The organism is Microbacterium protaetiae (assembly GCF_004135285.1).
GTDB lineage: Bacteria > Actinomycetota > Actinomycetes > Actinomycetales > Microbacteriaceae > Microbacterium > Microbacterium protaetiae.
In genome coordinates this window covers 2,240,038-2,261,697 of record NZ_CP035494.1, presented here as the reverse complement: position 1 = coordinate 2,261,697, position 21,660 = coordinate 2,240,038, and the positions used below count along the sequence as shown (strand labels likewise).

The window sequence follows — 21,660 nt, the reverse complement described above, 5'->3', positions numbered from 1 at the left end:
GACGCGTCAGCAGACGGACTGCGCGGGATGAGAGAGGATGCCGCACCGCTCCGGATGCGCGGCGAACCAATCGGCGACATACCAGCACACCGGAACCACCGTGCGTTCACCACTGTGCTCGAGAGTGGCCACCGCACGGTCGACGAGTTCGCCGGCATAGCCGTTGCCTCGGAAGGGCGGAACCGTATAGGCCCGGGTCAGGGCGACGCTGCGACCGTCGTCGCGATAGTCCAGCACACTGACCAGATCGTCACCGCGGTGCAAGGTGTAACGCGACGCGTCGGGTTCGTTCGCGAAACGGAAATCACTCACGCCGCAAGGCTAACCCCGCCCGGACCCGTCGGCGTCGCGCAGCGCCCGAACCCAGGCATCCACCGCGTGCTGCCCGCGCAGCCGCACGATCGCCTCGCCGTCGGCGATGCGCTGTGCAAGCTGGGCGCGGCCGACCGGATGCTGCGTCCATGACCACAGGATGATGTTCTCGTCGGGATCCCGGCGAAGCCACGACGTCGGGCGCTCGCGGTTGCCGTGCCAGAGTTCCTCGCGAAAGATCGCGCGCCGCAGGGTGCGCCGCACGACCCGGCCGAGCGTGCGCAGCCGGGAGTGGTCGATCCATACCGTCACGTCGGGTGCGTGCGGTGGATCGAGCACATCGCCCATACGCGAGGTCCAATTGCCGTCCATCACCCAGCCGTCGGGGTGCGCGACGACGAAGTCGGCGATCAGAGAGCGGGCCTGACCGAGGTCGCGCAAGGTCCAGTCGACATCCCAGAAGACGGCGTCCAGCTCGAGCCGGGGAAGGCTGGCTTCGGCCGCAACGCGCTCCGCGAGCCGGGACTTTCCCGACCCCGATGTCCCGACGATGCGCACCTTCACGAGGGGATAGTCTGCCATCCGAACAGCGGCAGGACGCCGTCTCACCCACCTCGACACCGGGTCGCAGCGCGCCGAACTGAGCAATCTGTCACATTTCGTCACGGTTCGCACGTGGCATCCGTGCGATTTGACGCACGGGGACGAATTCCGTCATAATCGGGCACATGACGAGCAACGTGCGATATCTGTCCGCCCGGGAGGCGAACGGAACAAACGGCATCATGATGCCGTGTCGCGTTGCCATGTGTTGTCGAATGTGCCGCTGAGTCGGTAACCCCCGCCGGGCTCGCGCACGCTGCCTTCTCCACCTCGAAGGTCATCGCGCTGGAAGCCCCCGAGCACCTCGCCGCACACCGCGCAAGGATGCCTCGCACCCGGCCCCGCTTCGGGCCGCGATCGCAACACACCCGTACCCGGTTCGGGTCGAATCACCGACCACCGGGTCCCCGCAGTCAAGGACTTCATCCCATGTCGAACACCGCCCTTCTCGAGCGTCCCACCACCGCCACCAGCACGACCGCCCGCCCGACGCTGCGGCTGGTCACCGACCGGCCCGCCGAGGTTTCGGCGCCGGCTGCCCCGGCGAGCAACCTGCCCGCCGGCACCACCCCCCGCGGCTTCGCGCTCTATGTCGGCTTCGACGAGGCCAAGGCCGCGGCATCCGGCATCTCGCTCGGCGCCATCGTCGATGCCCTGCGGCGCACGCTCGCCGATGTCGCGCCCGGCGCCGAGACGTATGCGACCGTGGCACTGGCCCCGGTCGGCGCCGGCGGCCGCGACGTCGACGTGGTGCGCCGTGCGCTGCAGGAGCCGAGTGCCATTGCGCGTACGAAGACCGAGCCCGATGCGGATGAGGAGGCCACCGGCAGCCGCGTGACCGTCGACATCTCGCGCAAGCGCGTGGTCATCGACGGCGAGTCGGCCGCCCTCACGTTCAAGGAATTCGAGCTGCTGCAGTACCTCGTGCTGCGCGAGGGCCGCACGATCGAGCGCGGCGAGCTGGTGTCGTCGCTGTGGCAGGGCTCGACTGACAAAGACGCTCCGGGCGAGCGCACGATCGACGTGCACGTGCGTCGGCTGCGCGCCAAGCTCGGCCGCTACGAAGACATCGTGCGCACGGTGCGCGGCGTCGGCTACCGCTTCGATCGGCACGCCGATGTCGTGATCCGCTACGGCCACGGCACCCCGTCGCCCGACCGCTTCTGACCCCCCGCCCTCCGTCGCTCCCACCTGGGAAATTCCATATGGAATTTCCCTGTCCACATCAATCTGCCGCCGGTTTGATGTGGACAGGGAAAAGTGATGTCGACTCCCCGACGACACCTTCACGAGAGCAGGATGTCGGAGGCCACCGCTTAGGGTGGGGTCATGCATCCCGCGGCCCTGACGAGCGCGCGCCGCGACCCGCGGCCTGCGCGCGAGCGGCCGCTGGAGACCGAGTATCGGCCACGGCATCCACTCGATCTCATGCGCACGGTCAGCATTCAGCAGCGCGGCGCGCACGACCCGACCTTCAGCGTCGCGGCGAGCGTGATCTGGCGCGCAAGCCGCACCCCTGCCGGCATCGCGACGCTCGCGTTGCGTGAAATCTCCCCCAGTGTGATCCGCGCGGCCGCGTGGGGCCCCGGACGCGAACAGGCCCTCGCACAGGTACCTGCCCTGTGCGGCGCAGACGACGAGCTCGAGGGCTTCGACGCCTCGCGGCATCCTCTCGTCGCCCAGACCCATCGCCGCCACCCCGGACTGCGCTTGAGTCGCACCGACGGAGTCTTCGACGCGCTGGCGGGGGCGATCCTCGAGCAGAAGGTCACCGGCATCCAGGCCTTCGGCGCGTGGCGGCGCCTGGTCACGTGGTGCGGCGAACGCGCGCCGGGCCCCACGCCTGTTCCGATGTTCGCGCCACCGACGATCGACGGCTGGCGCGGCATCCCTTCGTGGACCTGGCATCGCGCGGGGGTCGAACCGCCGCAGGCGCGCGCGGTCATCGAGGCCGCCCGGCGCGGTCCGTCGCTCGTGCACGCGGTGACCGCCGCAGCCGATGGCGAAGGACGGGATGCCGCCCTGACGGGCGTCCGCGGGATCGGCGCGTGGACGGCGGCAGAGACCCGCGCCCGCGCCCTGGGCGACCCCGACGCGGTCAGCGTGGGCGACTACCACCTTGCTCACGAGGTCGGTTTCGCCCTGACCGGCGCGCGCACCGACGACGACGGGATGCTGCGGCTGCTCTCCGCGTGGCCGGGGCACCGGCAGCGGGTCATCCGGCTGATTCGGCTCAGTCCCGCGCGCGAACCGCGCCGCGGCCCGCGGCTGCACCCGGAAGACCACCGCGACCGTTGACCCCCTTGCCGATGTCGGAGGTCAGCGCGAGACTCACGGGATGACAACACTCAACCCCTACCTCTCGTTCCAGAAGAACGCGCGCGAGGCGATGACGTTCTACCAGTCCGTGCTCGGCGGTTCGCTCGACATCGCCACGTTCAAAGACTTCCCCGATATGCCGCACGAGGCCTCCGACGAGGACCTCGTGATGCATGCATACCTGCACACCGAAGACGGCATCCAGCTGATGGGCGCCGACACCCCCGCCGGTGTGCCGTACAGCCCGCCCGCGGGAGTCGCGCTGTCGCTCGAAGGCACTGACGAGCAGACCCTGACCGGCCAGTGGAACGCCCTTGCCGACGGCGGCACCGTGAGCATGCCGCTGGCGGCCGCACCCTGGGGCGGCGGAAAGTTCGGCATGCTCACCGACAAGTTCGGCGTCGCCTGGTACGTGACCATCGACTCCTCCGATTCGTGACCGAGCCCGTCGACGAGCTGGTCGTCGCCGACGCCGCGGCGTGGCGGGCGTGGCTCGACGTGCATGAGGGTGAGGATACCGGCGCCTGGCTGGTACTCGCCAAGAAGGGCACGACGAGCCCGACGACGCTGAGCTACGCCCAGGCGCTCGACGAGGCGTTGTGCAGCGGCTGGATCGACGGTCCCAAGCGCAGCCGCGATGCCGCGACATTCCTGCAGAAGTTCACGCCGCGGCGGGCTCGCTCGATGTGGTCGGCGCGCAATGTCGAGCACATCGCTCGCCTGACCGAAGAAGGGCGCATGCGCGCCCGCGGGCAGAGCGAGGTCGACCGCGCGCAGACAGACGGGCGATGGGAACGCGCCTACGCAGGGTCGGCGGCAGCCGAGCCGCCCGCAGCACTGCTGCGCGCGCTCGAGGCCGCACCGGGCGCCCGTGCCGCGTTCGACGCGCTCACCCGTGCCGACAGGTATTCGATCCTGCACCCGCTGATGACCGCGCCGTCACCGCAGTCGTTCGACGCGCGCCTGCAGCGGGCACTCGATCGTCTGACGTCGTCCGGGTGACAACCGCCTACGCTGGAGGCATGGCAGGATCCGGATGGCCCCGCGGGCGCGTGCAGTGGCTGCTGGGCACCGCGCTGCTGCTGGCCGTCGGCGCGCTCGTCGGCCTCGTCTTGGGCAGCATCTGGCTCGGCCTGCTTCTGGCAGCGCTCGTCTCGATCGGGTGGCTCATCGCCTACGAGTCGCAGCGCGGGCGCTCCCCCGGCCTGCACGACGACGATGACGACGGGGCGCGGCTGTAGCACCCCGCGGATCTGTCGGGCCGCGCCCGCGCGCCGCGATACGCGACCCCGCGCAGCTCCTACATCTCTTCGTGCGTCTCGGGGTCGCCGTCCCACAGTCGGCCGCGCTCAAGGCCCGACAAAGCAGCGACCTCGTCGTCAGCGAGGGTGAATCCGAACACATCGGCGTTCTCGCGCTGCCGGCCGGCGTGCGCCGACTTCGGAATCGGCGTCGAGGCCAACTGCACATGCCAGCGCAGCACTGCCTGCGTCTCGGTGACGCCGTGCGCGGCTGCGACATCCTTCACTATCTGCTCGTCGAGCAGCTCGCTGCGCCGCGCGAGCGGGCTCCAGCTCTCGGTGCGGATGCCGCGCTCGGCGTGGAAGGCACGCAGCGCCACCTGCGGAAAATACGGGTGCAGCTCAACCTGATTCACCGCCGGAGTCACACCGGTCTCGTCGATGAGGCGCGTGAGCATCGCCTCGGTGAAGTTCGAGACGCCGATCGAACGGACAAGCCCCTCATCGCGCAGCCGGATCATCGCCCGCCACGAATCCAGGTACTTGTCCACGCTCGGGTTCGGCCAGTGGATGAGATAGAGATCGATGCGCTCCAGTCCCAGCCGGTCGAGCGAGCCGCGGGCGCTGGCGATGGTCTCGTCGTAGCCGTGGTCGCGGCCGGGCAACTTCGTGGCCACCAGCAGCTCCTCGCGATCGACACCGCTGGCTCGCACGGCCTGGCCGACCTCGGACTCGTTCTTGTAGTTCACCGCTGTATCGAGCAGACGGTAGCCGGTCGCGATCGCGCCGGCGACAGCGTCCACCCCCTCATCTCCGGTCAGGTTGTACGTGCCCAGCCCCAGCTGCGGAAACCAGGTGCCGTCGTTCAGGGTCACTGTCGGGATCGAAGTCATCCCCCCATCTTGCACACTGGATACCTGCATGCGACTTGACAGTTAAGGTCTTAACTATTAGCTTCTTAACTATGACAAGTCATGCCGAACGCCTCACCGTTGCCATCCGCACGCTCGGTTTCGCCCAGCGGGGCGCTGCCGACGACTGGGTACGTGAGAGCGGGTTGACACGACAGCAAGGGTTCACGCTCGGCTACATCGAAGAGCACCAACACCGCGGAGTGATCGCCCGCGAGCTCTCCGAGGTGTCCGGAACGACCCCGGCCGCTGTCGCCGGCCTCTTGCAAGGGCTGGAAGATCGCGGCTACATCACGCGGACGCCGTCACCCGACGACTCGCGCGTCAAACTCCTGAACATCACCCCCGAGGGCTCACGCCTCATCGAGGGTTTCGACGAACAAATGCGCTCGGCACAGGAGCGCCTCTTCTCCGCACTCAGCATCGACGAGCAGGATCAACTGCTCGCGCTGCTCGAGCGCCTCATCCACGACTCCGGCGTGCCCACATCGCCGCCCGCGCCCCGACGCGGCCGCGACAGAGAACGTCGCTGACACCCGCTCTCCTCTTTCTCCTCTCTTCTTTCGAAAGCCGTTCCCGTAACGGAGGTATCACCATGTCTTCGAGCAACCGTTTCCAACTCGCATCCGCCCCCATCTGGCGCGCACTCATCCACCTCTGCATCCCGATGATCGCCGGCATGTCGGTCGGCGCCGTCTACAACATCATCAACTCCGGCTTCATCGGCGCCCTGCACTCGACCCCGATGCTGGCCGCCCTGACCTTCTCACTGCCGGTCTTCGCCCTCATCATGGCCGTCGGCGGCGTGTTCGGCGTGGGCGGAGGCACCTACATCTCCCGCCTGCTCGGATCGGCTGACCAGGAAGGGGTGGATGCCTCGACCCGCTCGGGCTCGCCGGACGAGAGTGCCGCAGCCGCGGCATCCCGCATCAAGAACGTCTCGTCGTTCACGCTGTGGGCCTCCCTCGCCGCCGGAGTCGTGATCGGCATCGCCGGTGTCGTCTTCGCCACCCCGATAGCCGCCGCTGTCGGCGCGACGGGCGACTCCCTGGCACCGACCGCGGTGTACATCGGCGCCATGTTCGCGTTCGCGCCGATTCTGGTGGCCTGTTTCTCGCTCGAGCAGATCGTGCGTGCCGAGGGCGCCGCGGTCGCCTCGATGACCGGCCTGATCGCCTCGACCGTCGCGAATCTCGTCTTTGATGTGCTGTTCATCCTCGTGCTGGGCTGGGGCGTGCTCGGCGCCGGTATCGCACTGGGCTTGTCGAACGTGGTCATGGTCGGCTACTACATCTGGTGGCTGGCTCGCCGCAGCGAGGTCGTCTCGCTCGCACCACGCTGGTTTCGGGCGGACCGCGAGATGTTGAAGACGGTGTTCGGCATCGGGGTGTCCGAGCTTCTGCAGTCGTCGTTCCTCATTGTGACCACGCTCGTCATGAACTGGATCGCCATCGGCTACGGTGCGGCACTGCTGGCATCGATGGGTGTCGCCCTTCGGATCTCGCAACTTCCCGAGATGATGTGCATGGGCGTGTTCGTGGGCGTCATACCGCTGCTGGCCTACTCCTTCGGCGCACGCAATTCCGTACGGCTGCGTCGGGCGATCACCGGTGCCGCCCTGTCGATCGTGGGCATCACCATCGTCTTCTCGACGCTCGTCTTCGTGTTCCGCGATCAGGTCTTCTCGCTCTTCAGCGCCGACCCGGCCGTGCTGCAGGACGGCACCCTCGTACTGACGGCGATGCTCGTCTCGACGATCTTCAACGGCATCACGGGCCTGGTGATCGCGATCTTCCAGGCGACCGAGCAGATGCGCAACGCGACCATCATGTCGATCGCGCAGGGTGTGCTCTTCATCCCGGTGGTGCTCGTCGGCAACGCCGTGTTCGGCATCACCGGGGTCATCTGGGCGATGACCGTCACCGAAGTGCTGACGTTCGCGCTCGGGATCCTGCTGTTCGTCACCTCGCACCGCGCGCTGGAGGCCGAGCCATCGGCGCAGGCCATTGAGGCGGCGCAGGAGGCCGTCACCGTCTGAGCGCGGAGGCAACCCGGTTCGGCGGCCGGACGGCGGAGTGATCAGCGCAGCAGGTGCGCGCCGCAGCCGACCGCGTAGCCGTCGCGGAGCCACCCGGTGAACACGTCATCGAACTGCTCCTCGCGCTCGATGCGCCAGTTGTGCACGAAGAGACTGCGGCTGAACGGCGCGGCGGATCGGATGCGCTCGTCGAGTGGCAGCGGCTGCATGAGGTCGAGGTAGCCGACCAGGCCGTCGCCACGCGGCTTCGCCCCCGCGAAGCCGCGCCGGGTGCCTTTGAAGGTGATCATCGATTTCGAGACCGCGATACGGATCGGCCCGAAGCCGTGCAGGATCTCGCTGAACCGCTCGTAGAGCGCAATCGTCTCCGGCGAGCCGGCGCGCATATGTCGCTCGACGGTCCACTCATCCACGTCCGTCGCCATGGCATCATCCCCTCCTGTACGGGTGTCGCGAGTCTATAGACCAGCGCCGACATTCCCTCGCCTCGGGAACAAGCCGCGGCATCCTGCGTTGTCCCCCACATGACAACAGTGGGAATCATCGGAGCAGGACACATCGGCAGCACTCTTGCGGAGGGCCTGGTCGCCCGAGGCTACGACGTCGTGATCGCGAACTCGCGTGGGCCCGAGACGCTGTCTGACCTCGTCGCAAAGCTCGGCGGCAAGGCACGCGCCGCGACGGCGGCAGAAGCCGCGGATGCCGCGGACTGGGCGATCGTGACGGTGCCGCTCAAGGCACTCGGTGATGTCCCTGTCGAGCCGCTCGCCGGGAAGATCGTGCTCGACACGTGCAACTACTACTGGGAGCGCGACGGGCGCATCCCCGCGCTCGACGACAAGCAGACGACGACCTCGCGGCTGGTGCAGGATCACCTGCCGACCTCACGCGTGGCCAAGGCCTTCAACCACATCATGTCCACCGACATCCTGGTCGACGGCACCCCGGCCGGCACCGAGAACCGGCGGGCGCTGGCCACCGCGGGTGACGATGAGGATGCCGTCGCCTTAGTGACGGCGCTGTACGACGAATTCGGCTACGACACCGTGAGCGCCGGCCCGCTCTCTGAGAGCTGGCGGGTCGAGCGCGACCAGCCCGCCTACGTCGTGCGGCAGAACGCCGAGGAACTGCGCGCGAACCTCGCCGCTGGCACGCGCTGACGGGTCGGCCGGCCGTCCCGCCCGTTGTAAGGACGGGTCGGCCGGCCGCGCGTTCAAAATTCAGCTCACATGGACGCGAAGGCTCGGTTCTGAGCCGAATCGGCACGCAACGCGGCTCAATGAGCTGAGTTTTGAACACCCCAAGAGGTCCGAGGCCCGGCGTCAGTGGATGACTGGCGGGTGGTACTCCGCAAGGACGAAGTCGATGTTCTCGACGACCCCGTCACCGCTCGGGTTCTGGCGCTTGCGAACCAGGTGCGAGATCTGATCGCGCACCGCGTCGAGCCGCCGCGTGTCCACATGCGGCGCGGACACCGTGACCTTCGCCGCCGGCGAGGCCGCGGCATCCGGCTTCGCGAACTGCAGCAGTCGCGAGAGCTGAACGCTCTTCGGCGGCAGCGGTTGCGGGTTCAATGCTGACTCTTGGCCGCGCAGCGCCCCAGCGACCGCACGCTGCGCGCTCGCGTTCAGCCGCAGGTTCGGCAGTTCGTCGATCAACCGCTTTTTGCTCTTCTCGGGCATCCGATGCACGGTGACACTGCCCTGCCACCCGTCGGGTTCCGCGGCGACCTGCGCGACGGATCCGTGCCACTCCTGCCCGTCGGCGAGCCGCGCCCGGACGGTCAGCGGCACGTCGGTCGCGACATCCACCACGCGGTACCGGCGACGCATGGTCGTCTCATCGTCGGCGGCCCATAGGCCCGACATCCGGCCCACCACACGGTCTACCGCGAACATTCCCGGCCCCGGCGAGACCGGCGTCGTCACCTCGACGACAAAGTCCGAGCGTCCGTGCGCTATTTCGTCGATCAGGCGCGTTGCCACCGCCGTTCCCAGAGTGGAGAAGAAGCGGGATGCCGCACCGCGGCGCAGTTCGGCGACGGCATGCAATCGCTCGTCGGTGGACAGCGCGGCCATCGCCTTGCCGACGGCGCCCTCGTCGGCGGGCGAGCGCACCCCCGCCGTGAGCCGGGGCACCGCTGCCTGCTGCGCGGGTGTCATGTCGGCGGTCAAGGTCACCGCGGCGGGCGCGGTCGCCGCCGGCGGCGCGGCAACGTGCGCCGAGTTCAGCACCATGCTCGTCGCGCGACTGAGGTCGACCAGCTGTGCGCTGATGGGCAAACCTGGGGCACCGAGGGCGGCCGGCCAGTGCACCTCGCCCTCGATGACGCCTGAGCGATCGAAGCCCCAGACCTTCAGCACGATGCCGAGCTGGTCGGCGGGCGCTCCCGAGAATCCGGTGAACGACTGCGCGTGCAGCGAGCCGCTGTGCCCGTCGAGCTGGTCGACGAGCACGTCGAGGAACCAGTAGCCCTGATCGGCGAGCTCGGTCAGCTTCGCATTGAGCGGGGCGAGCGCGTCGTTGAGGATCGAGGCGAAGTCCATCGCCGCCACGAGCTTCTCGACCTCGGCGATGGCATCGGTGCCGCTGAACCATTCGAAGATGTCGTTCAGCAGGAACGCGAAGTCAGCGATGAGGTTGTCGGGCTCGACGTCGGGCGCGAGAATGCGCGCGTGCGAGAACCCCGTCGTCGACACCGGCGCCGTCAACGGCGGGATGTCGAGCACGTACGAGACCGACAGCGCGAACGTGATCACCACGGCGGGGTCGGCCCACTTTCCCGCCGCCGTCGGCTGCGTCGAATGCGTCTCGATCCTGTTCGTGCCGGTCGTGACCGAGATGACGACGTCGTCGGTGTCGGTGCGATCGATCGTGTACGCCAAGTCCGACGAGATCGACACGTGCGTGTCGTACAGGCTGAATCCCTTCGCGAACAGATCGGGGGTGCGCAGCAGCTGCGTGAGCTGCTCTTCGAGTTTCGGATGGTACGTCGACCACGCCTTCTGCAGCGCCGTGTCGAGGATGTCGCCGAAGTATCCGGCCGGCGACAGCGTGCCGCCCGTATTGTCTTGCGTGGTGACGATGCCGATGCCGCCACCGATGGGCACTCCCATGGTGCACCTGCTTTCCGGCGACAGACGTCGCCCCTACGTGCGAAGAGGGCGCGCCCCGCATGCGCGATACATGCCCGGCCGCAGGCGTTGCGCGTTCAAAACTCAGCCAGAATCGGCCCCGGAGGCCGCCGGGTGCGCCGATCCGGCCGCAAACCGACCGAACGGGCTGAGTTTTGAACGCCGGGCGCGGCGTCACCACCCCCAGCCCACCGAGGTGAGATGCGCGAAACGTAGCTGACCGCACCCGCCGGGCGCACTACCGTGGGATCATGACCGCTCCGATCGATGCCACCACGACCTCCGCCTGGGCCGAACTGCAGCAGCACAAGACCGACCTGAAGCCCGATCTTCGCGGCTGGTTCGCCGCCGACGCCGACCGCGCGAAGCGCTTCACCTTCGACGCCGCCGACCTGCACGTCGACCTGTCGAAGAACCTCGTCACCGACGAGATTCTCGCCTCGCTCGTGCGACTGGCCGAGCAGACCGGTGTGGCCGAGCGGTTCGCGCAAATGCTCGCCGGCGTGCACATCAACACGACCGAAGACCGCGCCGTGCTGCACACCGCGCTGCGCCGGCCCGCCGGCGCCACGCCCGAGCTGAACGTCGACGGGCAGCACATCGACCACGACGTGCACGAGGTGCTGGGCCGGATGCGCGCGTTCGCGACGCGGGTGCGCAGCGGCGAATGGCAGGGGGTGACCGGCAAGAAGGTCACCCACGTCGTCAACATCGGCATCGGCGGATCCGACCTCGGGCCGGTCATGGTCTACGAGGCGCTCAAGCCGCTGGCCACCGACATCCAGGCGCGGTTCATCTCCAACATCGACCCGACCGATCTCGCGCAGACCACGGCCGACCTCGACCCCGAAACGACGCTGTTCATCGTCGCATCCAAGACCTTCACGACGCTCGAGACCCTCACCAACGCGCGCCTCGCGCGCGACTGGCTGTGGGCCGGGCTGGTGGCATCGGGCGCCATCGACGACACCGACGAGGCGAAGAAGGATGCCGTGGCCCACCACTTCGTCGCGGTCTCCACAGCCCTCGACAAGGTGGCCGAGTTCGGCATCGACACCGACAATGCGTTCGGCTTCTGGGACTGGGTCGGCGGCCGCTACTCGGTCGACTCGGCCATCGGCCTGTCGCTCGAGCTGGCGCTGGGTCCCGACGTGTTCGAGGAGCTGCTGGCCGGATTCCACGCGATCGATGTGCACACGGCATCCACTCCCCTGGCACAGAACGTTCCCGTGCTGATGGGGCTTCTCAACGTTTGGTACAACAACTTCCTCGGCGCGCAGTCGCATGCCGTCCTCCCGTACGCACAGCTGCTGCACCGCTTTCCCGCCTACCTGCAGCAGCTGACGATGGAGTCCAACGGCAAGTCGGTGCGCTGGGACGGGTCGCCGGTGACCACCGACACCGGCGAGGTGTTCTGGGGCGAGCCCGGCACGAACGGGCAGCACGCGTTCTACCAGCTCATCCACCAGGGCACGCGGCTGATCCCGGCCGACTTCATCGCCTTCGTGAACCCGGAGTATCCGCTGCGCGACGGCGACCGCGACGTGCACGGGCTGTTTCTCGCGAACTTCCTCGCGCAGACCAAGGCACTCGCCTTCGGCAAGACCGCCGAGGAGGTCGAAGCCGAAGGCACGACCGGCGCGCTCGTGGCTGCGCGCACGTTCAGCGGCAACCGGCCCACGACCTCGATCTTCGCCCCGGCGCTGACCCCGCGCGTGCTCGGCGAGCTGATAGCGCTGTACGAGCACATCACCTTCACACAGGGCACGATCTGGGGCATCAACTCGTTCGACCAGTGGGGCGTCGAGCTGGGCAAGCAGCTCGCGCTGCAGATAGCGCCCGCGATCGAAGGCGACGAGCAGGCGGTGGCAGCCCAGGATGCCTCGACCCGCGAGTTGCTCGCCTACTATCGCGCGCACCGCAAGTAGCGGCATCCCGCCGGGTTCGCGGCAGATCGGCATTCCGCGGCCGCAATGGAGTGCTTACTCACCCACGCCCAGGCTGGAGGACATCGATCCCCTTCGCTCTGGCCGCATCGGCGAGGCGGTCATCGTAGGTGAGAAACCGCGTCGGCTTCAAGAACGAGAGCCGTCGCCAGGTGCAGTGCGACGAGCGTGCCCAGGTGCCTGTACGGCAGCCGCCCAGGCCAACTGCAGCACGGCTTCGGAGAGCCGCACGACCCAGAACAAGCCGATCACGTCTTCGGTCGAATCCGCAGCGAGCTCCAACCGGATCGCTGCGCGGCGCAATTCGGTGACGCCGAGCTGCGAGATGACCATCGAAGTGCGCGCCTCGGTCGATTCGCGGACAAGCGCCTCGAGCGCGGAGGATTCGTAAAGCGAAGGCGGCCGACGGGCCCGTCAGCCGGTGATCCCCGCGGGCACCGTGATCTCGGGCGCGCGCTCGGGGGCCTTGCGCAGCAGCATCAGGATCATCTTCGACGGCTCGACCGCCCGCACCGAGTGCGGAATACGGGCGTCGAGATGCAGAATGCCACCGGGGCGCAGATGTTTGGTGATGCCCTCGGCCGTGAACGTGAGATGCCCCTCCAGCGCCTGCACGACGATCGGGCCGGGGGCCGTGTGCTCGGTGAGCTCGGCACCGGCGTCGAAGGCGAAGACGACGACCCGCACCCCGTCGCCCGACAGCGCCACCTGCGAGGTGCGCGTGCCGGGCTCGACGACCACGAGCGCGTCGATGTTCTCGATCGCGGTGATTCCCATGCCTCCATCCTGGCGCGGAATACCGATGGTCGGCTCGTTCCCGATCATCCATGTATCAGGCGCACGTGAGCTGCCTCTCATCATTCAAGTGGCAGCGCGGTTCCGATTGGGGCATTCGGTTCTGGGGAGCGCCGAGACGCCGATCGGGGGGAATCTTCGGAACCGCGCTGTCGTCCATTCGTCGCTGGGGGAACGATCATGGGCACGCTGGAAATGCTGGGCACGCTGGGGAGCGTCGATCCCGACCCGGGAATCCGGGCCTGGATCGACGCCGTGTCGGCGTTCGACGAGGGACAGTCGCGCAAGTGGGCGCTCGAGCAACTGCGCCGCCGCGGCACCGAAGGGGTCGAGGTTCTCGCGCGCGCCTATCACGCTCGATGGCAAGACGACGCGGTGCGCACCAGCCTGGTGCAGTGCGCGGTCGAGTTGGGAACCGTCGAGGCCGGCACCTTTCTCGTGGAGGTCCTGGATGCCGCCATCCCGCCCGAGTCGTCACTCGCTGTGGAGACCACCCGACGCGTGCTGGCGCTTCGCGGGCTGACGCCGCTCGCATCGACCGGGGATCGCGATGCCGCCGATGCCATAGCGCGCGCCATGCGGCATCCCCTCGCCTCGATCAGGTATGCGGCGTACGCCACTGTGCGCCGTCTGCCCGGTGAGATCCAGCAATCCGCAGAGCTGCGGTTCGGGCTGCTCGTGCTGGCCGACGAATTCCGCGATCTCTACGAGGTGGATGCCGCGGTCTGAACAGGCCGCCACGGACCAAGATCACGCAGCGCCGATCTCGTCGCCGCTCAGCGACTCCAGCCGCCGGGAGGACCCACGAGCAGCAGCGCTGTCATGGTCACAGCGATGCCCACGACGAACGTGAGAACAAGCGCGACGGGGCGATGCAGCATCCATCGCAGAAATCGGCGCGTCCAGGCCTGGTCGCGCGGGTCATCGGTCGCCTCGAGGTGCCAGTCGCCCTCGAGGATCCCCTGCCGCTCGAGCCACCGGTCGAACGGAATCGTGGCGTACGGCACGATGGCGGTGGCAACCGCTCCGATGATCCGACCGATGCTCCACCGCTGATTCACACCGATGAGCACAGCGGACATGCCGTAGGTGATGAACACGAAGCCGTGGATCGACCCACCGATCAGGACGGGCAGTGTGCCAAGGCCCGCGACGTACTTGAGCAGCATCCCGGCGATCAACAGCGTCCAGGTGATCGACTCGGCGATCGCGACCGTGCGGTACCAGCCCCGCGGGCTGACACGGTCGAGAAGCGCGGGCCGGATCACGGCACCTTCGGCGATGGTCATGGGAACGCCCTTCGGGTCGCAACGGTGGTCATGCAACCAGTCTTGGCGATCGGCATTGCCCGCACATCGACCGAAATGATGACGTCACCGGACCACCGGCGCGCCCGTCACGGCAGAATGCCCTGTTCGCGCGCCCGCGCGACCGCCTGCGTGCGGCTGTCGACGCCGAGTTTCGTGTAGATGTGGCCCAGGTGCGTCTTCACGGTGGCCGCCGTCAGGAACAGTGCCTTGGCCGTCGCCTCGTTCGAATGCCCGGCCGCGACGTGCGTGAGCACCTCGACCTCACGCGCGGTCAGCGACGCGGCCGGCGATCGCAGGGCCTCCAACACCCGGACCGACAGCTCGGGCGCCCAGGCGGTGCGTCCGGCCGCGGCATCCCGGATCGCCCGGATGATCGCATGCGGCGCGGCGTCCTTCAGCAGATAGCCGGCAGCACCCGCCTGTGCGGCACGGTAGATGTCGTGGTCGGTGTCGTATGTGGTGAGGATGACGACGGCCGGGGCGGGATCGAGCGCACGCAGTGTGCGGGTCGTGGAGATGCCGTCGGCCCCCTCCCCGAGACGCAGATCGCACAGCACGACATCGGGACGCAGCGTCTCGCACAGCGCGACGGCCTCGGTGCCGTCGGCCGCCTCGCCGACGACGTCGAGCTCGCCGTCGGAGGTCAGCACGGCCCGCAGTCCCGATCGCACGATCGGGTGGTCGTCGACGATCACCACTGAGATGCTCATGCGTCCTCCGGGGTATGCCGGGTGGGGGCGAGGGGAACGTGGGCGGACAGAGCGGTTCCGGCATCCACCGCCGCCTCGATGTCGAGCCCGCCACCGAGTTCGCGCAGCCGATCGCGCATGGCGCGCAGACCGTATCCGCCGTCGCCGCCGACCCACTTCTGCAGGTCGAAACCTCGCCCATCGTCGACGATGTCGAGGCGGATGCCGTCGCCGACGTCGGTGAGATGCACCACGACGCGGCTCGCCTGCGAGTGCAGGCGCACGTTCGACAGGGCCGACTGCGCGGTGCGCAGCAGCGCGACATCCACCTGGACCGGCAGCTGCGGCAGGTGGTCGTCGGCGTCGAGCGAGGTGAGGATGCCGGTGTCTTCGGCCAGGCGGTCGAGCATGCGCCGCAGCGACACGACGAGGGTGCCCTCCTGCAGCTGCGCTGGGGCCAGGGCCGCGACGATGCGCCGCACATCGACGAGCCCCGACTCGGCGACCGTCGCGATGCGGCCGAGCGTGGCCTCGGGGTCGTCGGGTTGGGACCGGGCGAGCAGCACGATCGCCGAGAGGGACTGGGCGATGGTGTCGTGGATGTCGCGTGAGAGGCGGGTGCGCTCCTGGAGGACCCCCGACTCGCGCTGGGTCGCACCGAGCTCGTCGTGCAGGCGCGCCATGTCGTCCTGCGCCTGCAGCAGCGAGGCGACCAACCGCTGGCGCTCGCGGGCGTCGGCGAGAAGCCGCAGATAGCCGCGCGAGATGCCGTAGGCGAACAGCCCGCCGACGACCGGGCCGACGATGTAGGCCGTATCGATCTGTCCCGTACGGGCGATGGGCGCGACGATGACGATGGCGAGCACGATGGCGCTGAACACCGCGGCCGACACCATGCCCATCATCTGGCCAGCCAGCAGCCACAGCGGAAATGCCAGCCAGATGAACTCCGGCGCCTGCACCGAGGTCGCCGCCCAGATCACGGCGAGCACGATCAGCCAGATCATGCCCAGCCGCCGCGACCGCTGGTGCCCGACCAGCACGGCTCCGGCGATGTACCAGGCGACGAAGACAGCCGCAGCCGACAGCGCCACGACCGGCCGGTCGGCGCGCAGCGCGCTGGCGGCGCCGATGACCACCAGCACGGCGGTGATTGCGTGCAGGCCGGCGCGCATCATCCGCGTTGCTGTGCCGGTGGTCATCGGTCCCCGCTCTCAGCCCTCACCGCGTGTGCCGACGAGCTCGGGCTCGCGCTGGGGGTCGTCTCGACGGTAGCGCGCCGCGGACCGGTGCGGCCACCAGATCGGGTCGCCGACGAGCGAGAACAGCGCGGGTACGACGATAGTGCGCACGACAAGAGTGTCGACGATCACCCCGAGACCGACGATGAGCCCGAGCTGCCCGAGCGTGACCAGAGGCAGCACGCCGAGCGCCGCGAACACTCCCGCCAGCACGATGCCCGCGCTGGTGATGACGCCGCCGGTGGATGCCACGGCCCGCGCCATGCCCGCTTTCGTGCCGTGCGCATCGGCCTCGATCTTGGCTCGGTGCACGAGGAAGATCGTGTAGTCGATGCCCAGCGCGACCAGGAAGAGGAACGCGAGCAGCGGCACGGCGAGGTCGAGCGACTCCCACCCGAACAGAGTGCGCCCCAGCCACGCGCCCGCGCCGATCGCGGCGGTGGCGCTGGCGAGGTTGACGACCAGCAGCAGGAGCGGTGCCACCAGCGACCGCAGCAGCACGACGAGCACCACGAAGCTGATGGCCATGACGAACGGCGCGATCAGCAGCAAGTCGTGCCGGGCGCCTTCGCGGGCGTCGAGGTCGGTGGCCACTGCTCCGCCGACCACGGCGTTCGCACCGGGCACGGCGTGCACGGCCGTGCGCACATCGCGCACGAGGGCGAGGCCGGCGTCCGAGCCGGGCTCGGGCTCGCCCACCGCGACGATCTTGGCCACCGTCGCACCGTCGACGGTCGCGGTGTCGCGACTGACGGTTGCGCGGGTCACACCGGGCACGTCTGCGGCGGCGTCGGCGACAGCCTGCGCGTGGTCGGCGCGGGTGACGATGATCATCGGCTGTGCCTCGCCGGCGGGGAAGTGCGCGGCAAGCGTGGTCAGGCCCGTCGCTGACTCTGAGCCGCCGCAGAACTTCTCGACCTGGGTGAGGCCGACGGTCGTGCCGAACAGGCCCGCGGCCATGACACCGACGATGACGAGGCCGCCCACCAGCGCCGGGGCGGGGCGCTTCACAACCCGGTTCGCGATGCCGCCCCACACCCGGCCCTGAGCGACGTGCTTTTCGGGACGGGGCGTGAACGGCCAGAAAACGCGGCGGCCGCAGACGGCGAGCACCGGTGGCAGGACGAGAAGAACGGATGCCGCGGCGATGACGAGACCGACGGCGCCGGCGATGCCCAGCCCATGGGTGCCGGGAATGACGGCGAACACGAGGGTGGCCAGCGCCAGCACGACGGTCAGGTTCGAGGCGACGATGGCCGGCACCGTCTTGCGCCATGCCACCGCCAGCGCGGCGCGGTGACTGTGCTGGCGGGCCAGCTCTTCCCGGTAGCGCGAGATGAGCAGCAGCGCGTAGTTCGTGCCGGCACCGAAGACGAGCACGCTGACCACGCCGGTGTCGAACTGCAGACCCCAGGCCGTACCGAGGGCCGCGGTGACCTTGGCGGCGAGCTGGTCGGCGATGCCGATCACGGTCAGCGGCAGCAGCCAGAGCACCGGCGAGCGGTAGGTGATGATCAGCAGCAGCGCGACGATCGCGATCGTCACCAGCAGCAGCGTGATGTCGGCGCCCGCGAAAGCGTTCGTGATGTCGGCGCCGAAGGCGGGGCCGCCGGTGACGAGAACGGTCAAGCCCGCGGCATCCATCCCCGCGATCGTCTTGCGGACGGCGTCGACCCTCTCGGCGTTCGTGCCGGTGTCGTCGGTGACCGTCAGCGGCGCCTGCATGACCGCCGCCTCGCCGTCGTCGCTTACCGAGATGCGGCCGGGCTCGTGCCCGGTCTGCGCGTCGACGGCGGGGGCGAGGTCGGCGAAGGCTGCCTTGTCGGCGCCGGTGAGGGCGCCGCCGTCGGTGCGGACGGCGACGATCGACAGCGACTGCACGTCATGGTCGGGGAACTCGTCGAGGATGCGCTGCGCCTGCGCCGATTCGGACGACACCGGTGCCGCATCGTTGCCGCCGGGTGCCTCGGCGCGACCGAAGAGAGCGAACAGCGCGAGAAAGACGAGGACGGCCAGGCCCAGGGCGATCCACGCGCCGCGGCGCGAGGTCAGACGCGCGGCGAAAGAGAAGGGAGGTTCGGGTTGCATGCTTCCAGTCCAGCCGCGGCACCGCTCCCCCACATCGCGTGCACGGTGGAGATCTGGATCAGCCTTTCGGATGATGGTGCCCCGGACTTGACCGGCGTCAAGGACAACGCCGCCGCACAGCGGTCGAATGGGGGCATCCACTCACCAGAGGAGGTTCCGAAATGACCCACGTCACGTTCAGCACCACCGGGTTCACCTGCCCGTCGTGCGTGAAGAAGATCGAGAAGACCGTCGGGCGTCTGGCCGGCGTCGACGACGTCGCGGTGATGTTCAACGCCAACAAGGTGCGTGTCACCTTCGACGAGACGGCCCAGCAGGCTGACACCATCGCGCGCACCATCGCCGATCTCGGCTACCCGGTGACGGCCACCAGCCGCCCGGTCGCCGTCTGAGTGCTATGAAGCGCTCCCATCCCGCGACCCTGAATCCCGCCGCGTCGCAGGCCGTCGTCCTCGTCGGTAGTGGCATTCTGCTGCTGACAGCCCTCGTGCTGCATCTTGCCGGCGCAGAGGCGGGGCGCGATGCCGCGCTCGTCGTGGCCGCGATCGTCGCGGGCACTCCCACTGCTGTCAGCGCGATGCGCTCGCTGCGCCACCGTGCCGTGGGCATCGACCTGCTCGTGACGATCGCCGTCGCCGGCGCGCTGGTGATCGGTGAGGACGTCGAGGCCGCGGTCGTCTCGACGCTGTTCGTGTTCGGCGCATATCTGGAGGCGCGCACGCTCGCCCGCACGCGCCGCTCGCTGCGCGAGCTGCTCGATCTCGCGCCGCGCGAAGCTCACCTGCTGCGCGGGAGTGCGGTCGTCACCGTGCCTCTTGACGACGTGACCGTTGGCGACCGCATCGTCGTGCGCACCGGATCGCGCGTTCCCGTCGACGGCACTATCGTGCGCGGATCGGCGAGCGTCGACGAATCGACCGTGACCGGCGAGCCGCTCGCGGTCGTCAAGCAGGTCGGCGACCGGGTGTGGTCGGGCACGGTGCTCGAGAACGGCTACGTCGAGTTCGACGCCGACCGCGTGGGCGAAGACACCGCGTTCGCGCAGATCGTCGAGCTCATCGAGCAGGCGCAGGACTCGCAGGCGCCCACGCAGCGGTTCCTCGATCGGTTCGCCCGCTGGTACACGCCGGCGATCGTCGTGGCAGCCGCGATCGCGCTGATCCTCACGCGCGACATCCGGTTCGCCCTCACCTTTCTGGTGATCGCCTGCCCCGGGGCTCTCGTGATCTCCACACCCGTCTCGCTGGTCGCAGGCCTGGGCAACGCGACGCGCCACGGCGCGCTCATCAAGGGTGGCGACGCGCTCGAGCGCCTTGCCCGGTTCGACGCTGTGGTGCTCGACAAGACCGGGACGCTCACCCAGGGCAGTCCCGAGGTCACCGCGGTGGTCGGCATCTCGCGTGACGACGACGGGCTGCTTCGTCTGGTGGCCACCCTCGAGCAGGCGTCCGAGCATCCGCTGGGCCGCACGCTCGTGCGGGCCGCGCACGAGCGGGGGCTCACGCTGGGGGCAGCCCCTGCCGCTGTCGAGGTCGTCGCGGGCCGCGGCATCCACGGTCTCGTCGGTGAGGGTGCGGCGGTGCGAGTTGTCGCGGTCGGCGCGCAGCGGATGCTCGATGACGCGGGTCTTGTCGCGCCGCCCGCGCTCGCCGACCGCGCGGCCGCGCTCGAAGCGGGCGGCAGCACCGTGTCGTTCGTGACGATCGATGGGGCGGTCGCCGGCCTCGTGGCCATCACCGACCCGGTGCGGCCCGAGGCGGCCGTGGCGATCGCGGCGCTGCGCCGTGCGGGCGTGCGGCGGTTCGCGATGCTCACCGGCGACAACCCGCGCACGGCGGCCGCGGTGGCGGCCCAGGTGGGCATCGACCGCGACGACGACATCGTCGCGGCGCGGCTGCTGCCGGCCGACAAGGTCGCTCACGTGCAGAGCCTGGCCGCGCAGGGGCAGCGCGTGGCGATGGTCGGCGACGGCGTGAACGACGCCCCGGCGATCGCCGCCGCGCACGTGGGGGTGGCGATGGGCGGGGGCACGGATGTCTCGGCTGAGGCCGCCGACGTCATCCTGCTCGGCGGTCGGCTCGACGCGCTGCCGCATGCGCGTGCGGTGGCACGGGCGACCGTGCGGAACATGCGCGAGAACACGACGATCGCCCTGGGCACCGTCGCGCTGCTCCTGGCCGCGGTGATCGGCGGGTTCGTGCACATGGGCGGCGGGATGCTGGTGCACGAGATCTCGGTGCTGTTGGTCATCGTCAACGCGATGCGGCTGATCCGGTTCCGGGATCGGGATGCCGCGGCTGTCACGCGTGCGGCAGGCGCCGCCGGCCAGCGCCCGGTCAGTCCAGTCCAGCCAGTGCGGTGAGGGCGTCGACGTCGGTGATCTCGACACGGCGCTTCGGCTGCTGCCGGATGAGTCCGGAATCGCTCAGGCGTCGCAGCTGGCGGCTGAGCGATTCGGGCGTGGTGTCCAGCAACGAGGCGATGTCCTTCTTGGGCAGGGGCATGGCCACCACCACGCCGGCGCCGCCGCGCGCCTGCACCGGCAGCGAGAGCAGGTAACCGGCAAGCCGCGCGCTCACGTCACCCGAGATGACGGCCGCCAGCCGCGATTCGGTCGCATCCAACCGGCGACTCACGCTCTGCAGCATCCGCCACCCGATGCCCGGGTGCTTCTCGACGAGTCTGCCGAGGTCGGCGTGGCGGAACGCGCACAGGCTGCCGGCCTCGACGCCGGTGGCCTCGTGGTCGGATCGGGCCCCGGACAGGAATGCCGACTCGCCCGCGAAGTCACCGGGTTCGAGCACGCGGAGCAGCTGTTCCCGACCGTCGGGGGTGATCCGGGAGATCTTCACCCGCCCGGTATGCACGACCATCAGCTGCGACATCTCGGAGCCGGCCGGATAGATCTGCTCGTTGCGCGCGAACCGGGTCGGGCGCGCGACGCGCGCCACCTCGAGCTGCTGCTCGCGGGTGAGGCCCTGGAACAGCGGCACACGGGTCACGCACAGGTCGTCGGTCTGCTGCTCGGGCATG

24 protein-coding genes are annotated in these 21,660 nt (G+C 69.2%); 12 read left to right on the top strand and 12 right to left on the bottom strand.

What is annotated here, in order from left to right; translation table 11 throughout:
* Nucleotides 1–6 precede the first annotated feature (6 nt).
* Nucleotides 7–312 (bottom strand): GNAT family N-acetyltransferase, encoded by a 306-nt coding sequence (locus ET475_RS10485; RefSeq protein WP_129389635.1) that lies wholly within the window; start codon nt 310–312, stop codon nt 7–9.
* Between the two features lie 9 nt (nt 313–321).
* Nucleotides 322–894 (bottom strand): P-loop NTPase family protein, encoded by a 573-nt coding sequence (locus ET475_RS10480; protein ID WP_129389633.1) that lies wholly within the window; start codon nt 892–894, stop codon nt 322–324.
* Between the two features lie 450 nt (nt 895–1,344).
* Here ET475_RS10480 and ET475_RS10475 point away from each other — a divergent pair, with 450 nt between their 5' ends.
* The 5 genes from ET475_RS10475 (at nt 1,345) to ET475_RS10455 (ending at nt 4,475) form a co-directional block, all read left to right on the top strand.
* Nucleotides 1,345–2,082: a winged helix-turn-helix domain-containing protein gene (locus tag ET475_RS10475; RefSeq protein ID WP_129389630.1), complete on the top strand. Its 738-nt coding sequence runs from the start codon at nt 1,345–1,347 to the stop codon at nt 2,080–2,082.
* A 162-nt stretch (nt 2,083–2,244) separates the two neighbouring features.
* Nucleotides 2,245–3,213 (top strand): DNA-3-methyladenine glycosylase family protein, encoded by a 969-nt coding sequence (locus ET475_RS10470; protein ID WP_129389627.1) that lies wholly within the window; start codon nt 2,245–2,247, stop codon nt 3,211–3,213.
* A 40-nt stretch (nt 3,214–3,253) separates the two neighbouring features.
* On the top strand, nt 3,254–3,673 hold the full coding sequence (locus ET475_RS10465; protein WP_129389624.1) for a VOC family protein: 420 nt from the start codon (nt 3,254–3,256) through the stop codon (nt 3,671–3,673).
* Nucleotides 3,670–4,236, top strand: a complete 567-nt coding sequence (locus ET475_RS10460; protein WP_129389621.1) for a YdeI/OmpD-associated family protein — start codon at nt 3,670–3,672, stop codon at nt 4,234–4,236. Before ET475_RS10465 ends, ET475_RS10460 begins: the two co-directional genes overlap by 4 nt.
* 20 nt (nt 4,237–4,256) lie before the next feature.
* Entirely contained in the window at nt 4,257–4,475 is a 219-nt protein-coding gene (locus ET475_RS10455) for a hypothetical protein (RefSeq protein WP_129389618.1), read from the top strand.
* A 59-nt stretch (nt 4,476–4,534) separates the two neighbouring features.
* Here ET475_RS10455 and ET475_RS10450 read toward each other — a convergent pair whose 3' ends face one another.
* A complete protein-coding gene (locus ET475_RS10450) occupies nt 4,535–5,368 on the bottom strand; it encodes an aldo/keto reductase (protein ID WP_129389615.1) in 834 nt (277 codons plus the stop codon).
* Between the two features lie 71 nt (nt 5,369–5,439).
* Here ET475_RS10450 and ET475_RS10445 point away from each other — a divergent pair, with 71 nt between their 5' ends.
* Nucleotides 5,440–5,919: a MarR family winged helix-turn-helix transcriptional regulator gene (locus ET475_RS10445; RefSeq protein WP_129389612.1), complete on the top strand. Its 480-nt coding sequence runs from the start codon at nt 5,440–5,442 to the stop codon at nt 5,917–5,919.
* A 62-nt stretch (nt 5,920–5,981) separates the two neighbouring features.
* Nucleotides 5,982–7,424, top strand: a complete 1,443-nt coding sequence (locus ET475_RS10440; RefSeq protein WP_129389609.1) for an MATE family efflux transporter — start codon at nt 5,982–5,984, stop codon at nt 7,422–7,424.
* A 41-nt stretch (nt 7,425–7,465) separates the two neighbouring features.
* On the opposite strand, the gene ET475_RS10435 is transcribed toward ET475_RS10440, so the two are convergent.
* The gene (locus ET475_RS10435) at nt 7,466–7,849 is read right to left on the bottom strand and encodes a DUF5655 domain-containing protein (protein WP_129389606.1); all 384 of its coding nucleotides are present in this window, start codon (nt 7,847–7,849) and stop codon (nt 7,466–7,468) included.
* A gap of 99 nt (nt 7,850–7,948) precedes the next feature.
* Between ET475_RS10435 and ET475_RS10430 the strand changes: the two genes are divergently transcribed.
* A complete protein-coding gene (locus ET475_RS10430; protein ID WP_129389603.1) occupies nt 7,949–8,584 on the top strand; it encodes an NADPH-dependent F420 reductase in 636 nt (211 codons plus the stop codon).
* Nucleotides 8,585–8,746: 162 nt separating this feature from the next.
* Here ET475_RS10430 and ET475_RS10425 read toward each other — a convergent pair whose 3' ends face one another.
* A complete protein-coding gene (locus ET475_RS10425) occupies nt 8,747–10,540 on the bottom strand; it encodes a hypothetical protein (RefSeq protein WP_129389598.1) in 1,794 nt (597 codons plus the stop codon).
* A 269-nt stretch (nt 10,541–10,809) separates the two neighbouring features.
* On the opposite strand from ET475_RS10425, the gene pgi reads away from it, so the two are divergent.
* The gene (gene pgi / locus ET475_RS10420; RefSeq protein WP_207205335.1) at nt 10,810–12,486 is read left to right on the top strand and encodes a glucose-6-phosphate isomerase; all 1,677 of its coding nucleotides are present in this window, start codon (nt 10,810–10,812) and stop codon (nt 12,484–12,486) included.
* A 147-nt stretch (nt 12,487–12,633) separates the two neighbouring features.
* Here the strand turns inward: pgi and ET475_RS10415 are convergent, their stop codons facing one another.
* Entirely contained in the window at nt 12,634–12,837 is a 204-nt protein-coding gene (locus tag ET475_RS10415; RefSeq protein ID WP_129389592.1) for a hypothetical protein, read from the bottom strand.
* 81 nt (nt 12,838–12,918) lie between these two features.
* Nucleotides 12,919–13,281, bottom strand: coding sequence for a cupin domain-containing protein (locus tag ET475_RS10410; RefSeq protein WP_129389589.1), 363 nt, complete (start codon nt 13,279–13,281; stop codon nt 12,919–12,921).
* Nucleotides 13,282–13,479: 198 nt separating this feature from the next.
* On the opposite strand from ET475_RS10410, the gene ET475_RS10405 reads away from it, so the two are divergent.
* Nucleotides 13,480–14,028 (top strand): hypothetical protein, encoded by a 549-nt coding sequence (locus ET475_RS10405; RefSeq protein WP_129389586.1) that lies wholly within the window; start codon nt 13,480–13,482, stop codon nt 14,026–14,028.
* A gap of 47 nt (nt 14,029–14,075) precedes the next feature.
* On the opposite strand, the gene ET475_RS10400 is transcribed toward ET475_RS10405, so the two are convergent.
* The 4 genes from ET475_RS10400 to ET475_RS10385 form a co-directional block, all read right to left on the bottom strand.
* Nucleotides 14,076–14,588 carry a DUF3817 domain-containing protein gene (locus tag ET475_RS10400; RefSeq protein WP_129389583.1) on the bottom strand — a complete coding sequence of 171 codons (513 nt, stop codon included), beginning with the start codon at nt 14,586–14,588 and terminating at the stop codon, nt 14,076–14,078.
* A gap of 107 nt (nt 14,589–14,695) precedes the next feature.
* The gene (locus tag ET475_RS10395; protein ID WP_129389580.1) at nt 14,696–15,319 is read right to left on the bottom strand and encodes a response regulator; all 624 of its coding nucleotides are present in this window, start codon (nt 15,317–15,319) and stop codon (nt 14,696–14,698) included.
* Nucleotides 15,316–16,500 (bottom strand): sensor histidine kinase, encoded by a 1,185-nt coding sequence (locus ET475_RS10390; RefSeq protein ID WP_129389577.1) that lies wholly within the window; start codon nt 16,498–16,500, stop codon nt 15,316–15,318. The genes ET475_RS10395 and ET475_RS10390 overlap by 4 nt, the downstream gene beginning before the upstream one ends.
* A gap of 12 nt (nt 16,501–16,512) precedes the next feature.
* Nucleotides 16,513–18,627 carry an MMPL family transporter gene (locus ET475_RS10385; RefSeq protein ID WP_129389574.1) on the bottom strand — a complete coding sequence of 705 codons (2,115 nt, stop codon included), beginning with the start codon at nt 18,625–18,627 and terminating at the stop codon, nt 16,513–16,515.
* Nucleotides 18,628–18,788: 161 nt separating this feature from the next.
* Between ET475_RS10385 and ET475_RS10380 the strand changes: the two genes are divergently transcribed.
* Entirely contained in the window at nt 18,789–19,019 is a 231-nt protein-coding gene (locus ET475_RS10380) for a heavy-metal-associated domain-containing protein (protein WP_129389571.1), read from the top strand.
* Between the two features lie 5 nt (nt 19,020–19,024).
* Nucleotides 19,025–20,989: a heavy metal translocating P-type ATPase gene (locus ET475_RS10375; protein WP_129389569.1), complete on the top strand. Its 1,965-nt coding sequence runs from the start codon at nt 19,025–19,027 to the stop codon at nt 20,987–20,989.
* On the opposite strand, the gene ET475_RS10370 is transcribed toward ET475_RS10375, so the two are convergent.
* Nucleotides 20,964–21,659, bottom strand: a complete 696-nt coding sequence (locus ET475_RS10370; RefSeq protein WP_129389566.1) for a Crp/Fnr family transcriptional regulator — start codon at nt 21,657–21,659, stop codon at nt 20,964–20,966. The two genes, ET475_RS10375 and ET475_RS10370, sit on opposite strands and share 26 nt — an antisense overlap.
* Nucleotide 21,660: the final 1 nt, after the last annotated feature.

Bases quoted from the DNA above. Each gene is read 5' to 3' on its own strand.
- ET475_RS10480 (WP_129389633.1), bottom strand. From the start codon at position 894: ATGGCAGACTATCCCCTCGTGAAGGTGCGCATCGTCGGGACATCGGGG.
- ET475_RS10475 (WP_129389630.1), top strand. From the start codon at position 1,345: ATGTCGAACACCGCCCTTCTCGAGCGTCCCACCACCGCCACCAGCACG.
- ET475_RS10470 (WP_129389627.1), top strand. From the start codon at position 2,245: ATGCATCCCGCGGCCCTGACGAGCGCGCGCCGCGACCCGCGGCCTGCG.
- ET475_RS10465 (WP_129389624.1), top strand. From the start codon at position 3,254: ATGACAACACTCAACCCCTACCTCTCGTTCCAGAAGAACGCGCGCGAG.
- ET475_RS10455 (WP_129389618.1), top strand. From the start codon at position 4,257: ATGGCAGGATCCGGATGGCCCCGCGGGCGCGTGCAGTGGCTGCTGGGC.
- ET475_RS10450 (WP_129389615.1), bottom strand. From the start codon at position 5,368: ATGACTTCGATCCCGACAGTGACCCTGAACGACGGCACCTGGTTTCCG.
- ET475_RS10445 (WP_129389612.1), top strand. From the start codon at position 5,440: ATGACAAGTCATGCCGAACGCCTCACCGTTGCCATCCGCACGCTCGGT.
- ET475_RS10440 (WP_129389609.1), top strand. From the start codon at position 5,982: ATGTCTTCGAGCAACCGTTTCCAACTCGCATCCGCCCCCATCTGGCGC.
- ET475_RS10435 (WP_129389606.1), bottom strand. From the start codon at position 7,849: ATGGCGACGGACGTGGATGAGTGGACCGTCGAGCGACATATGCGCGCC.
- ET475_RS10430 (WP_129389603.1), top strand. From the start codon at position 7,949: ATGACAACAGTGGGAATCATCGGAGCAGGACACATCGGCAGCACTCTT.
- ET475_RS10425 (WP_129389598.1), bottom strand. From the start codon at position 10,540: ATGGGAGTGCCCATCGGTGGCGGCATCGGCATCGTCACCACGCAAGAC.
- pgi (WP_207205335.1), top strand. From the start codon at position 10,810: ATGACCGCTCCGATCGATGCCACCACGACCTCCGCCTGGGCCGAACTG.
- ET475_RS10415 (WP_129389592.1), bottom strand. From the start codon at position 12,837: ATGGTCATCTCGCAGCTCGGCGTCACCGAATTGCGCCGCGCAGCGATC.
- ET475_RS10410 (WP_129389589.1), bottom strand. From the start codon at position 13,281: ATGGGAATCACCGCGATCGAGAACATCGACGCGCTCGTGGTCGTCGAG.
- ET475_RS10405 (WP_129389586.1), top strand. From the start codon at position 13,480: ATGGGCACGCTGGAAATGCTGGGCACGCTGGGGAGCGTCGATCCCGAC.
- ET475_RS10400 (WP_129389583.1), bottom strand. From the start codon at position 14,588: ATGACCATCGCCGAAGGTGCCGTGATCCGGCCCGCGCTTCTCGACCGT.
- ET475_RS10395 (WP_129389580.1), bottom strand. From the start codon at position 15,319: ATGAGCATCTCAGTGGTGATCGTCGACGACCACCCGATCGTGCGATCG.
- ET475_RS10390 (WP_129389577.1), bottom strand. From the start codon at position 16,500: ATGACCACCGGCACAGCAACGCGGATGATGCGCGCCGGCCTGCACGCA.
- ET475_RS10385 (WP_129389574.1), bottom strand. From the start codon at position 18,627: ATGCAACCCGAACCTCCCTTCTCTTTCGCCGCGCGTCTGACCTCGCGC.
- ET475_RS10380 (WP_129389571.1), top strand. From the start codon at position 18,789: ATGACCCACGTCACGTTCAGCACCACCGGGTTCACCTGCCCGTCGTGC.
- ET475_RS10375 (WP_129389569.1), top strand. From the start codon at position 19,025: ATGAAGCGCTCCCATCCCGCGACCCTGAATCCCGCCGCGTCGCAGGCC.
- ET475_RS10370 (WP_129389566.1), bottom strand. From the start codon at position 21,659: ATGCCCGAGCAGCAGACCGACGACCTGTGCGTGACCCGTGTGCCGCTG.